The sequence below is a fragment of the Gallintestinimicrobium propionicum genome (assembly GCF_025567525.1).
Taxonomy (GTDB): Bacteria; Bacillota; Clostridia; order Lachnospirales; family Lachnospiraceae; genus Gallintestinimicrobium; species Gallintestinimicrobium propionicum.
On record NZ_JAOQJY010000013.1, the window covers coordinates 16,368 to 29,702 of the forward strand.

Sequence of the window (13,335 nt, forward strand, 5' to 3'; positions counted from 1 at the left end):
TCACTCGTTCCTTGTCTTTCTGATCAGCTCTACCGCTTCTCCGACGGTTTTGATCTTTTCTGCCTCTTCTTCTGGTATTGCAATTTCAAACGTCTCTTCAATTTCCTGAATGACCTGGTAAAGATCCAGGGAATCCGCACACAGATCGTCGATAAAATTCGTCTCTTCCGTCAGTTCCCGCGGATCTACGCTCAAAATCTCTGCCACGATCTGTTTCAGCTTTTCAAACTCCATACCCCTTATCCTTCTTCCTTTGCAGCTGCAATGCTGGCTGTAATTTTCCCAACAACATCCTGCTCCTGGAACGTAATGCACTGCAGAATCGTATTTTTAATTTCTACTGATTTGGAGCTTCCGTGGGTCTTTACAACAAGTCCCTTCAAGCCAAGCAGCGGCGCGCCGCCATACTCTTCCAGATCAAATGCCTTTAGGGTCTGCTTCAGTGCAGGTTTTACCAAAAGTGCGCCAATCTTTGAACGCAGGTTTGTCATCATGCCGCCCTTTACTTTTTTGATCAGGGTTGCGCCGACACCCTCGTATAATTTCAGGATTACATTACCGACAAACGCTTCACACACAACGACGTCTGCCTTTCCTGCCGGGATATCACGTGCTTCGATACTTCCGATAAAATTGATATCTTTGCATTCTTTCAGCATCGGATAGGTTTCTTTTACCAGCGCATTGCCTTTTTCTTCTTCCACACCGATATTGACGATGGCAACTGTCGGGTTCTTTACTCCCATGACATTTTCCATGTAGATCGACCCCATTCTTGCAAACTGCACCAGCTGGGAAGGTCTTGCATCCACGTTTGCGCCACAGTCAATCAGCAAAGAACAGCCATTTTCTGTCGGGATAAGCGGAGCCAGAGGCGGACGCTCCACGCCCTTTGCCCTGCCGACTAACACCTGTCCGCCAACTAAAACCGCGCCGGTGCTTCCCGCAGATACAAACGCGTCGCATTCGCCGTTTTTCACCAGACCTAAACCTTTTACAATGGAGGAATCCTTTTTGCCGCGGATCGCATTGACCGGAGGCTCGCCCGTCTCGATCACTTCGGAAGCGTGTACGACTTCAATCCGCTCTGCCGGATAGGAATAGGCTGCGAGTTCCTTTTTCACAACGTCCTCCTGTCCTACCAGAAAAACCTTCACGCGTTCATCTGCATGAACTGCCTCTACAACACCTTTTATAATCTCTGTCGGCGCGTTGTCTCCGCCCATCGCGTCCACAGCAACTTTGACCAGCTCTGCCATCTTAAAGTACCTGCCCTTTCTTGTTTTTGTTACAGTTCGTTCGTGCCTCTTTGCAAATGGTGTGGGTGAACTGTAACATCTTTTACTATACTAAAATACCGTAGAAAAGTCAATTTTCCTGACGTTTTCAGGCAAAAAAATGAGGCTCCCGGAAGATTCCGGAAGCCCTTTTGTTTGCTCGTCTGTTATTCATAACAATAGAATGTCCACAAAACGTGTATTCTATTGTTCATGACAATAGAATCTCACAGAGTGTGATTCTATTATTTAAGCCTCAACCTTAACGATTTCGCGCTTGTTGTAAGAACCGCAGGCCTTGCAGACTCTGTGAGGCATCATCAGTGCGCCGCATTTGCTGCACTTCACCAGAGTGGGTGCGCTCATTTTCCAATTTGCCCGTCTCTTATCTCTTCTGGACTTGGAAGACTTATTCTTAGGACAGATAGACATCGTTACACCTCCTTATTCGCGTTAAAGACATCCATGATTGCCGCCATCCTCGGATCGGGAACAAAAGTATCGCAGCCGCATGCTCCCGTGTTCAAATCCTTCCCGCAGACAGGACACAGTCCCTTGCAGTCTGGTCTGCACAACACCTTCATAGGCCAGCTTGTCGTAATCTCATTATCGATCAGACTATCTATATTCAGCGAGTAACCTTCCATAAAAGCTTCCTGCTCTTCCAAAGCATCCTGATCAGCACGGTCAGGTGCCACCAGCTTTTGTACGATGGAAAGATCAAACGGAACTTCTACTTCTTCCAAGCATCTGTCACAGGGAATTCCTGCCACAAACTGCAGTTTCGCTTCCACAAGTGCTTCGCCCTGCGCGGTATTCGTCAGCTTCAGCAAAAGCTTACTGCTGCTCTTTACCGGATAAGAGCTTCCATCATGTGTAATCTCTGCAGTCTCCCACGCAAACTCCTGCGTAAGAACTTTGCCTTCGGATGTAAAAACATCTGTCACATTCACTAACATAGCATACTCCTAACGACATGGCAAAATCCAAACGGACTTCGTCCATACTCATACGATTATACAGACGCCTTTTGCCTTTGTCAAGATAATTTTCACTAATTCTTTCCGCTTACTTTTTTACGATTCCGTGTTCCATCAAGAAATTCTCCCAGACCTGATAATATTTCGCTTTCAGGTGGATCTGGTCAAATGTCCAATCCGCGTATAAATTGCCGTTTTCATCGCAAACCGCTTCGTTGACGTCAATATAAAAAATATCCTTTCCGTTTGCGAGTGTTTCGATTTCCACATTGCGGATATTGATGTTTGTGTTATTAAATACTGGATCGGAAGCGTTTTTCTGCCCCGCCACGCGCATGATTCCCTGCACGAAAATAATCGCGTCCGGCTGCAGCTCCCGAATCTTATATACCGCCCTCGCATAGGCTTCAAAAAATGATTCCGGCGTTCCCGTGCCCATTTCGTTGATGCCGATCATCAGATAGACTTTTTTGAACTGGTGTCTGGAAAGTGCCTGCTCCAGCGTCAGCTTTTCATCGCCTTCCCGGATAAAATCCTTCGGTTTTTCAAATAAATTATAGACCGTCAGAGATGTCTTGCTGTAAAAGGTCGCCACATCTGCCAGGTTGCTGTACTCGTAGAGTCCCTGTGTCCGGGAATCCCCGATAAACACGGCATCCGCAAAATACTCCTTGTCCACATGGGTAAATTCAAGCGGCTCCTCCTCTGCTTCCTGCTTCTCTTCTGCCGCCTTACCTGGCACAGCATTTCCGCTTACGCCTGCCTCATTTTCGTCTCCGGTTCCGTTTTTATGATCTGCATCCCGGTCAGCATTCTCCATCTGTCCGGCTTTTTCTCCCCCGTTTTCTTCATTCGCCTGCCCGCCGGTTTCCTCCGTTATTCTGTCTTTTTGCACATCTGCAGCATCCATCGCCGCCGTCTGTACGCTCCTGTCACTCCACGGATAAACGCCCTGTTTTAAATCTATAAAAACAGTCGCCAACGCAGGCTGCTTCCAGCTCGCCGGATTTTCTATTTCGCCGGATTTTACCCCATTGGCAACCCCGGCTCCCTCTATCACCAGTCCGCTGACGATCACTGCGGCCAACAGTGGACATTTTTTCCAAAAGCTCATATTTTCTCCATTCTGCAGGTGCTGCCGCGCCAATGAACCCGCACACAATCCTATCTTTTTTAAAAGTTCGCATACATGAACGGGTTGTTCGCCGCATTCGCCATCCGATATACGCTGTACCAGAAAACAACAAACAGTGCAGCGACTACTATCACATTTTTCCTGTGTTTTTCACACCACCGGTAAACCTGCGGGATGCAAAGCAAAACGCCGCCGACAAGCTCCGGGATAAACAGCGTCAGTTCTTTTGCGAAATCCCCGGGATTGACTGCGCTGCCCACGCCAAAGAACGGGAACAGCCGTGCGAAATAAACGCCGATTTCCGGCAGGGTCGGAATTGCAAACACCATCCAGGTCAGTGGAATCACGAACAGTACATATACATGGGATAAAATTTTGCTCTTTTTCAGCCATTTTCCGATCCACAGCTTTTCTATCACGACCAGTAATCCCAAAATCATCCCCCACAGGATAAAATGCAGTCCGCCGCCATGCCAGAAGCCGGTCACCGCCCATACGAGCAATAGGTTGAATACCGTGCGCAGCGTTCCCTTCCGGTTGCCTCCCAGCGGGATATAGAGATAGTCCCGAAACCACGAGCCGAGCGTCATGTGCCAGCGACGGTAAAATTCGCTGACAGAGCGGGACGAATACGGCTGGTCAAAGTTTTTGATCGCCGGAAGCCCGATCATCCTGCCGATTCCGACTGCAATCAGGGAATACCCCGCGAAATCAAAATAGAGCTCCATCGAATAGGCTGCCGCACCCAGCCATGCAAGCGGTGTCGAAATGCTTTCAAAGCCGATCGTCTGGATATCGTTCCACAAAAAGCCCAGCCGATCCGCCAGCAGCACCTTCATGCCCAGTCCGGCAATGATATATTTCAGCCCGTCTTCTGCCCTTGCCGCCTTCCAGACGCCAAACTGCTGCGCCTGTTCCATCTCGCTATATCGCATAATCGGTCCCGAAACGATCTGCGGGAAACAACACAAATATGCGCCAAACCGGAGAAAAGAACGCTCCGCGTGCCCGCTTCTGTACACATCAATCAAATAGGAAATGCTTTTAAACGTATAAAAACTAATTCCCACCGGAAGCAGCATATTTTCCTCGAACACATTGGAAAGCTTGAAAAAGATCAGAAGCGACGCGTTGCACAAAACGCTGACAGCCAGCCAGAATTTGCGCTTCTTGACAGTTTGGGGGCTGGCCGTGTTTCTATAGGGCTCCTCTTTCCTCTGATCTACGGTTTCCTCGAAAATCTGCAGTTCGCTCCAGTTTATGGTTTTCCTGCGAAGCCCCCTCACACCCGGATGCTCCTTTTTTCTATGAAGCCCCGACCTTCTTTTGCCGTCTGCATCCGGCTCCGTCGCCAGACCGTACCCGAACAGCCAGTTGACAACCGACATTCCGAGCAAAATCAGCACATGCGCAGGATCCCCGAGGGCATACAAAATCAAACTAAACGCAAACAGCACAAACATCCGAAACCGCTTCGGAACCGCATAAAAAAGGATCAGGAAAAGCGGCAGATATCGAAACAGAAATTCCAGACTGCTGAATACTAAGGTATGCAAACTTTCTAAATTTCCGATTTCAATTCCTGACATTTTTCCTGATCCCGTCCTTTATTTTCTGACTGGACGCCTTATTTGCCCTTTACAATCGCAAGGGTATGTCTGGCGATCTCCAGTTCTTCATTTGTCGGAATCACGAGCACTTTGGTCTTTGCAGATGGCGTCGAAACGATTCTCTCCTTGCCCCGGATATTGTTGGCTTCCTTATCCAGCTCTACGCCAAGATGTTCCAGATACGGGCTGCAGATCAGCTCACGGATAACCGGGCTGTTTTCGCCGATTCCCGCTGTAAAGCAGATCGCATCCGCACCATTTAATTCTGCCGCATATGCACCGATATATTTTGCAACCCGAAGGACAAACGCTTTGATCGCCCTTGTCGCAGCCGGATTATTTCCTTCCAGATAAGCGTCTTCCAGATCTCTGAAATCAGAGGAAAAACCATCTGAAAGTCCAAGCACACCGGATTCCTTGTTCAAAATTCTCACTACTTCGTGGATGTTCTTACCATCCTTACCTGCCATCATTTCCAGTACACCCGGATCTACATCACCGCTTCTGGTGCCCATAATCAGACCTTCCAGCGGAGTCAGTCCCATGGAGGTATCTATACATCTGCCGTCCTTGATCGCAGATACGGACGCACCGTTTCCAAGGTGGCAGATAATCAGTTTTAACGATTCATACGGCTTGCCCAGGATATCCGCCGCACGTCTGGAAACGTACTGGTGGCTCGTGCCGTGGAAACCGTATCTTCTGATTCCAAACTGTTTGTAATAACGGTAAGGAATCGCATATAAATAAGCCTCTTCATCCATCGTCTGATGAAAGGCAGTATCAAATACCGCTACCTGAGGAACACCCGGCAGCTGTAACTCACAATCTTCAATTCCCTGCAGGTTCGCCGGATTATGAAGAGGCGCCAGTACGGTACATTCCATAATCGCTTCTTTTACCTGCGGTGTGATCAGGGTTGCTTCTGAAAAATGCTCGCCGCCGTGTACAACACGGTGTCCGACTGCACCGATCTCGGACAGTTCTTTTACCGCGCCGTCTTCCGGATTCGTCAGTGTCTGCAGCATCAGACGGACAGCATCCTTATGATCTGCCATCGGAGCGTCCCATTTACGCTTTTCATGACCGGTCAGTGTGTAGCTGATCCGGCTGCCAGCGATACCAATTCTCTCACATAATCCTTTCGCTGTCAATTCTTCTGTTTCCGAATCGATTAACTGGAATTTCAGCGAAGAACTTCCGCAATTTATGACAAGAATTTTCATTTTTGTATACCCCCGTTCGTGTTATTTGAATCTCACCTCTCCATAATAACAAAAACCATCCCAATTTACAACTAAAACCGAGACGGTTTGCACAATTTTATTCCCAGCAGGCTGTTAGACTCACGGGCTCGCACCGGCACACTTTACTTCCTGCTGCGCAGGCTGCCCGTTCGTTAATGATGCAAAAAAACAAATGCCGCCCTATACGGGCGGCGTTTATTTTTCTATTGTATCAATTATGTCGTGAGCATAGCTCACTCGGTAACTTCGCCGTTCTTCAATCATGCAAGCATGCTGACTCACTTGCGCGCGTTACATGAGCTGTGCCTGAACAGCAGTTAATGCTACTACTCCGACGATGTCTTCCCAGGAACAGCCTCTGGACAGGTCGTTTACGGGCTTTGCAATACCCTGCAGCATTGGCCCATAGGCTTCCGCCTTTGCCAGTCTCTGTACCAGCTTGTAGCCGATATTGCCGCAGTCCAGGTTCGGGAAGATCAGAACGTTTGCCTTACCTGCAACTTCGCTGCCAGGCGCTTTGGATTTTGCAACAGAGGGCACAATCGCTGCGTCAGTCTGCAGTTCACCGTCCAATGTCAGTCCGGGATACTGTTCGTGTGCAATTTCTACCGCTTTTACAACCTTATCTACCAGAGGATGCTTTGCGCTTCCCTTGGTGGAATGGGACAGCATCGCGATAATCGGTTTTGCGCCGACAAGGGTCTTAAAGCTCTTTGCACTGGTGTCTGCAATCGCTGCAAGCTCTTCAGCGGTCGGATCCTGATTCAGGCCACAATCTGCAAACAGGAACGTACCGTGCTCGCCGTATTCACAGTTGGGTACATCCAGAATAAAGAAACCGGATACCAGCTTTACACCGGGTGCGGTCTTTAAAATCTGCAGCGCCGGACGCAGGGTATCTGCGGTTGCATGGCATGCACCCGCCACCATTCCATCTGCATCATTTGCTTTTACCATGATAACACCAAAGGTCATGTTATCGGTCAGCAGAATCTGACGTGCCTTTTCGGGCGTCATTCCCTTATGCTTTCTCGTTTCGTATAATAACTGAACGTATTCGTCCAACTTCTCACATTTCGTAGGATCGATCACGCGCACACCGGTCAGATCAACTTCCAGCCATCCTGCACCATCCATGATCTTTTCTTCATTGCCAACCATAATAATGTTGGCAATCCCCTCTTCGATAATATGGGATGCTGCGATCAGCGTTCTCTTGTCATTCGTCTCCGGAAGTACGATCGTCTTTCTGTCCGATCTGGCTTTTTCTTTGATGATGTCAATATAAGACATTCTGCTTCTCCTTTCATTTTCTGATTTTCACGTTTTCGTTCTCGATGTCTGATAGATAAATTATAACATTTTCCCCATTCGAGACAAGGCAAATTTCTCAAATCTTTGTATAAAATGAAGGACACAGTTCACTCGTAGATCTCCACAAGCAGATTTCATGCTTGCATGAAAAGATGCTTATAGAGCTCTACGAAGGGAGCGCCATTTCATGAGCAAAAAGGAGCCGCGCAGCAGCGAAAAAGCTACGAAGCTGCGTTTTTTGCGAATGATGTGACGCGGGCGAACTGGGCAAACCAGCTCCGGACACAAAAAACTGCCGCCGGCAAAACCTGCCGGCAGCAGTTTTTCATGTTTCTTATAAAAGTTTGTGCAGCTTACATCATACCCATGCCGCCTGCACCGCCGGCGGGCATTGCAGGAGTGTCTTCCTTAATGCTTGCAACAACGGATTCGGTTGTCAGCAATGTGCTTGCAACGCTGGTTGCGTTCTGCAGAGCGCTTCTGGTAACCTTTGCAGGGTCCAGAATACCTGCGTCGATCATATTTACATAAGTCTCATTCAGGGCATCAAAACCGAAGCCGATCGGGGACTCTTTTACCTTGTTGATGATAACGCTGCCTTCCAGGCCTGCGTTTGCTGCGATATAGTACAGAGGAGCTTCCAGAGCCTTCAGTACAATCTTCGCGCCGGTCTTCTCATCGCCTTCCAGTGTATTTGCCAAAGCTTCTACATCCTTTGCAGCGTGGATATATGCAGAACCGCCGCCTGCGATGATACCTTCTTCTACTGCTGCACGGGTAGCTGCCAGAGCGTCTTCCATACGCAGTTTTGCTTCTTTCATCTCGGTTTCCGTTGCAGCGCCGACACGGATCACTGCTACGCCGCCAGCCAGCTTGGCAAGTCTCTCCTGCAGCTTTTCTCTGTCGAAATCAGAAGTGGTCTCTTCGATCTGCTTCTTGATCTGTGCAACTCTCGCTGCGATTGCAGCCTTGTCACCTTCCCCGTCAACAATGATGGTGTTCTCTTTCTGAACCTTAACAGATTTTGCACGGCCGAGCATATCCATTGTGGTCTCTTTTAATTCCAGACCGAGTTCGGAGCTGATCACCTGTCCGCCGGTCAGGATTGCAATATCCTCCAGCATAGCCTTTCTTCTGTCGCCATAGCCAGGCGCTTTAACAGCTACTACATTGAAAGTGCCGCGCAGCTTGTTAACGATCAGGGTGGTCAGAGCCTCGCCCTCTACATCCTCAGCGATGATCAGCAGCTTTGCGCCGGATTGAACGATCTGCTCCAGTAAAGGCAGGATCTCCTGAATGTTAGAAATCTTCTTATCGGTAATCAGGATATACGGATTGTCCAGAACTGCTTCCATCTTATCCATATCAGTAGCCATGTATGCAGAGATATAACCTCTGTCAAACTGCATACCTTCTACCAGATCCAGCTCTGTCTTCATGGTCTTGCTTTCCTCGATAGTGATAACGCCATCGTTGGAAACCTTTTCCATCGCATCTGCAACCATCTGACCAACTTCATCGCTTGCTGCAGAAATCGCTGCAACTCTTGCAATGTGGTTCTTACCGTTGACCTTCTGGCTCATCTTCTGAATGGAATCTACGGCACACTCGGTTGCCTTCTGCATACCTTTTCTTAAAATGATCGGATTTGCACCTGCTGCCAGGTTGCTCATGCCAGCGCCGATCATTGCCTGTGCCAGAACAGTTGCGGTTGTGGTGCCGTCACCTGCAACGTCATTGGTCTTTGTTGCAACTTCTTTTACCAGCTGTGCACCCATGTTCTCGAATGCATCTTCCAGCTCGATCTCTTTTGCGATGGTCACACCATCGTTGGTGATCAGCGGAGCACCGTAGGATTTATCCAGTGCTACGTTACGTCCCTTGGGTCCAAGGGTTACTCTGACGGTATTTGCCAGCTTATCAACGCCGGCTTCCAGTGCTGCACGCGCTTCTGCGCCGTATTTAATTTCCTTTGCCATAATAAATCAGCCTCCTAATTCAAGTTTAAACTTACGCTTCGATTACTGCCAGAATGTCTGACTGCTTTACAACGATATATTCTTCGTCATCCAGTTTCACATCAGTACCTGCGTACTTGGAGTAAATGACCTGATCGCCAACCTTAACTTCCATTTTCACTTCTTTGCCGTCCACCACTCCGCCGGGGCCAACTGCAATGACTTCTGCCTGCTGGGGCTTCTCTTTATTCTGTCCAGGAAGAACAATTCCGGATTTGGTTGTCTCTTCTGCAACCAGCTGCTTTAATACAACTCTGTCACCTAACGGTACTAACTTCATGATAACTGCCTCCTTATATGAAAATTCATACTTTCGTATTTACTGTTAGCACTCATTTGTCCTGAGTGCTAAACACTATATGTATATTATGTTTCTTCGGTCGATTATGCAACACAGCTGAGCGCCGTTCATGTTCTATTTTCTTTTATTTTCTTTTATTTTCTCGTTATTTCTTTCATTTTCATATCAGGTTTATGAAAGTGGAATTTCATACTTTTTTTAGAATTTCACTCTGCCGCAGCAGGATCCCCACAGAGTATTTTGCATCGTATGGGCAATTTCATTTCTTATACGCAAAAATTCTATACACAAAAAGGCACATGCAAAAGCTGTTACCCTTTTCCATGCGCCCTGTATTTTCCATTCCTGACAACAGAAAGTTCGTAGAACATGCATTCTATTGTTTCAGATTTCGAAAGCTGCTTCCTGTATAAAGAAGCTGCAGCCTGTCGATAAACCAGTCTGTCCAATATTGCCAGAATTTATACTCTGGACAGATATTCACCGGTTCTGGTGTCGATCTTGATGACATCGCCTTCGTTTACGAACAGCGGTACATAAACCTGTGCGCCGGTCTCAACGGTAGCAGGCTTATTTGCGCCAGTAGCGGTATCGCCCTTGAAGCCAGGCTCGGTCTCAGTAATTGCCAGCTCTACGAACAGAGGGGGCTCCACTGCGAATACGCTGCCGTTATGAGAACAGATCTTGCAGACTTCATTCTCTTTTACGAACTTCAGAGCATCGCCGATGGCATCCTGGTTCAGAGAGATCTGGTCATAGGTTTCCATATCCATGAAAGTATACAGATCGCCGTCGTTGTACAGGTACTGCATATCTCTTCTCTCGATACGGGCAGTAGGACATTTCTCAGTAGGACGGAAAGTCTTCTCAACAACACCGCCGCTCTTAATATTCTTTAACTTGGTTCTAACGAAAGCAGCGCCTTTACCAGGTTTAACGTGCTGGAACTCAATAATCTGGTAAATATTGCCCTCAAACTCAATGGTAACGCCGTTTCTGAAATCACCTGCAGAAATCATATAAAATCTTCCTCCTAAATAATCACGGTTTCAATACTATACAAGTGTATCCTAAAAAACCTCATATTTCAACTGTTTTTTTCAGAAATTGCAGGGGTAATCTCCGATTCTTCCCCGGCAAGCTCCAGTTCAAACCAGAACCTAACGCCGTTTTCGTAATTGATTACGCCGTATTTCTGGTTCATCGACTCCATAATTGCCTTGACGATCGACAGTCCGATACCGCTTCCGCCGTATTCCCTCGTTCTCGCCTTGTCCACCTTGTAAAACTTCTCCCACAGATGCGGCAGGGAATCCTCCGGGATCGGCATACCGGTATTGAACACCGAAACTCTGGCATGTCCGTCCATTTCCTCGATCTTTACCTCGACAACCTTTTCTTTTTCGCAATGGTTGACTGCATTGGAAAAATAGTTCATCAGGACTTCTTCGATCTTGAATTCATCGCCCCAGACATAGATCTCCTTCGTCTGATCCATATGGACGAAAATGCCGTTCTGCTTCGCAAGAAGATCTGCGGACTGCAGATAATTGTGCACAAGTGCCGTGATATCAAAGCGCTCCATCGAAACAACATCGTTGCCGGATTCGAGCTGGTTGAGCGTCAGAAGCTTTTTGACCATGTTGTTCATCTTCGCCGCTTCGTCCACAATGACGTCGCAGTAAAATTTCCGGCTCTCCGGATCGGAATTGACGTCCTCCAAAAGTCCCTCCGCATAGCCCTGGATCAGTGCGATCGGCGTTTTTAACTCATGGGAAACGTTCGACAGAAACTCCCGACGCATCTGGTCGATCTCTTCTTTTTTCTGGATGTCCTTTTTTAATTCATTGTTCGCCGTTTTCAACTCTGAAATCGTATGCTCCAGCGTATCGGAAAGCTGATTGATATTCTCGCCGAGAATGCCGATTTCGTTTTTGCTGTTTCCGCTGTAACGGGCTTCAAAATCCAGATGGCACATTCGTTCCGAAATGTCCGCCAGCTGAAGAATCGGCGTCGTCACCCTGCGGGAAACAATCCAGATCACAATACCGCTGATAATTGCTGAGAAAATACCGACGCTTGCAAGGAACGTATTCGCAATTTTCGCACTGTCCCGGATTCCTTCCAGCGCACTTCTTACAATAAAAAAGTATCCGCCCGTCAGAATGCCCCAGCTTTCTATATATTCCATTTGCGCCCGACTGTCTGAAACGCGTGCGACAATATAATTATTGCCGTTTTCCATAATCTCGTACTTCTCGCCGCTTAATGCAAACAGATGCTGTAAAAGCTGCTGCTTCAAAAATTCAGAACCGCCGCCGGAGTCCGCAACCACCTCGGAATTCGCATTAAGCACGAGCAGAGACAAATTATACTTCGAGCACTGCTGCTGGAGAGAAAGCTGATATTCGTCCGTATCAATCTCGTCGTTTGCGACCGCCTCTCCCAGTTCCTCATACATCCGCATCAGAACTGCTTTTTTATTCGAGATATAATATTTCTGCAAAAACCCGCTGTTTAAAAACCAGCAAAGCAGAATCGTCCCCGCCATCAAACCGATAAAAATCCCTGCAAACTGTTTGCGGATGGACGTCCGCTTTGCGGTCTTTTTCTCTTTTTTATGCATCGAGCTTATACCCCATTCCCCAGATCGTCTTGATCAGTTCGCCTTTATCTCCCAGCTTGCTGCGCAGCTTTTTTACATGTGTGTCGATCGTGCGGGCATCGCCGAAATAGTCATAATTCCATACGTTATTCAGTATCTTTTCTCTTGAAAGAGCGATTCCTCTGTTTTCCATAAAATAGGTCAGCAGTTCGAATTCCTTATAGCTTAAATCAACATTCCTGCCGTCGATCTCCACCATATGCGCCGCTTTGTCCAGATGGATTCCTCCAACGTCCAGCACCTCATTTTCCTGTGCGCTTTTGCCGGTGCGGCGCAGAATCGCCTCTACTCTCGCTACCAGAATCTTCGGGCTGAACGGCTTGGAAATGTATTCATCCACGCCCAGATCAAAGCCCTGCAGTTCATCCTTTTCATCGCTTCTCGCCGTCAGCATGATAATCGGCACTTTGGAATAGGATCTGATCTCCCGGCATACCTGCCAGCCGTCCATCTTCGGCATCATCACATCCAGAATCATCAGAGCGATATCCTGATGGGCAAAAAAGACATCCAGTGCCTCGCTTCCGTCTCCTGCTTCCAGTACCTCAAAATTTTCTCTCTGCAAAAAGTCTTTTACGAGTTTGCGCATTCTGTTCTCATCGTCTACCACAAGAATCTTCTGTCTGTCCATATATCCTCCTCATCTGCCGCAGCGCGGCAACCATCATCACTCATCTATCCGCAGTGTAGCAGAAAAATATGTCAGAAATGTGAACTTGCGATACCAAGGGCAAAAAGTCAGAACTCCGATGTAAGCTTGTTTACAGGAGGTTGTTTGACCTTTGTAC

General features: G+C 47.7%; 13 protein-coding genes. All 13 read right to left on the reverse strand.

The window, feature by feature from the left end; all coding sequences use genetic code 11:
* A complete protein-coding gene (acpP, locus tag OCV62_RS10505) occupies positions 1-234 on the reverse strand; it encodes an acyl carrier protein (RefSeq protein ID WP_021914356.1) in 234 nt (77 codons plus the stop codon).
* Between the two features lie 5 nt (positions 235-239).
* Entirely contained in the window at positions 240-1,250 is a 1,011-nt protein-coding gene (gene plsX / locus OCV62_RS10510) for a phosphate acyltransferase PlsX (protein WP_412270912.1), read from the reverse strand.
* A gap of 276 nt (positions 1,251-1,526) precedes the next feature.
* Positions 1,527-1,709 (reverse strand): 50S ribosomal protein L32, encoded by a 183-nt coding sequence (gene rpmF / locus OCV62_RS10515; RefSeq protein WP_021914354.1) that lies wholly within the window; start codon positions 1,707-1,709, stop codon positions 1,527-1,529.
* 2 nt (positions 1,710-1,711) lie between these two features.
* A complete protein-coding gene (locus OCV62_RS10520; protein ID WP_021914353.1) occupies positions 1,712-2,236 on the reverse strand; it encodes a YceD family protein in 525 nt (174 codons plus the stop codon).
* Between the two features lie 109 nt (positions 2,237-2,345).
* Positions 2,346-3,371: a GDSL-type esterase/lipase family protein gene (locus OCV62_RS10525; RefSeq protein WP_262586548.1), complete on the reverse strand. Its 1,026-nt coding sequence runs from the start codon at positions 3,369-3,371 to the stop codon at positions 2,346-2,348.
* A 59-nt stretch (positions 3,372-3,430) separates the two neighbouring features.
* The gene (locus OCV62_RS10530) at positions 3,431-4,981 is read right to left on the reverse strand and encodes an MBOAT family O-acyltransferase (RefSeq protein ID WP_262586549.1); all 1,551 of its coding nucleotides are present in this window, start codon (positions 4,979-4,981) and stop codon (positions 3,431-3,433) included.
* Between the two features lie 38 nt (positions 4,982-5,019).
* A complete protein-coding gene (locus OCV62_RS10535) occupies positions 5,020-6,228 on the reverse strand; it encodes an acetate/propionate family kinase (RefSeq protein WP_021914350.1) in 1,209 nt (402 codons plus the stop codon).
* A 312-nt stretch (positions 6,229-6,540) separates the two neighbouring features.
* Positions 6,541-7,542, reverse strand: coding sequence for a phosphate acetyltransferase (pta, locus tag OCV62_RS10540; RefSeq protein WP_021914349.1), 1,002 nt, complete (start codon positions 7,540-7,542; stop codon positions 6,541-6,543).
* Positions 7,543-7,916: 374 nt separating this feature from the next.
* Positions 7,917-9,542 carry a chaperonin GroEL gene (groL, locus tag OCV62_RS10545; protein ID WP_021914348.1) on the reverse strand — a complete coding sequence of 542 codons (1,626 nt, stop codon included), beginning with the start codon at positions 9,540-9,542 and terminating at the stop codon, positions 7,917-7,919.
* Between the two features lie 31 nt (positions 9,543-9,573).
* Positions 9,574-9,861 (reverse strand): co-chaperone GroES, encoded by a 288-nt coding sequence (locus OCV62_RS10550; RefSeq protein WP_021914347.1) that lies wholly within the window; start codon positions 9,859-9,861, stop codon positions 9,574-9,576.
* A gap of 482 nt (positions 9,862-10,343) precedes the next feature.
* Positions 10,344-10,901, reverse strand: a complete 558-nt coding sequence (efp, locus tag OCV62_RS10555; RefSeq protein ID WP_117959621.1) for an elongation factor P — start codon at positions 10,899-10,901, stop codon at positions 10,344-10,346.
* 68 nt (positions 10,902-10,969) lie between these two features.
* Positions 10,970-12,508 carry a sensor histidine kinase gene (locus tag OCV62_RS10560; protein ID WP_262586552.1) on the reverse strand — a complete coding sequence of 513 codons (1,539 nt, stop codon included), beginning with the start codon at positions 12,506-12,508 and terminating at the stop codon, positions 10,970-10,972.
* Complete coding sequence (locus tag OCV62_RS10565) at positions 12,501-13,178, reverse strand: response regulator transcription factor (protein WP_262586554.1); 678 nt, start codon at positions 13,176-13,178, stop codon at positions 12,501-12,503. The genes OCV62_RS10560 and OCV62_RS10565 overlap by 8 nt, the downstream gene beginning before the upstream one ends.
* Positions 13,179-13,335 lie beyond the last annotated feature (157 nt).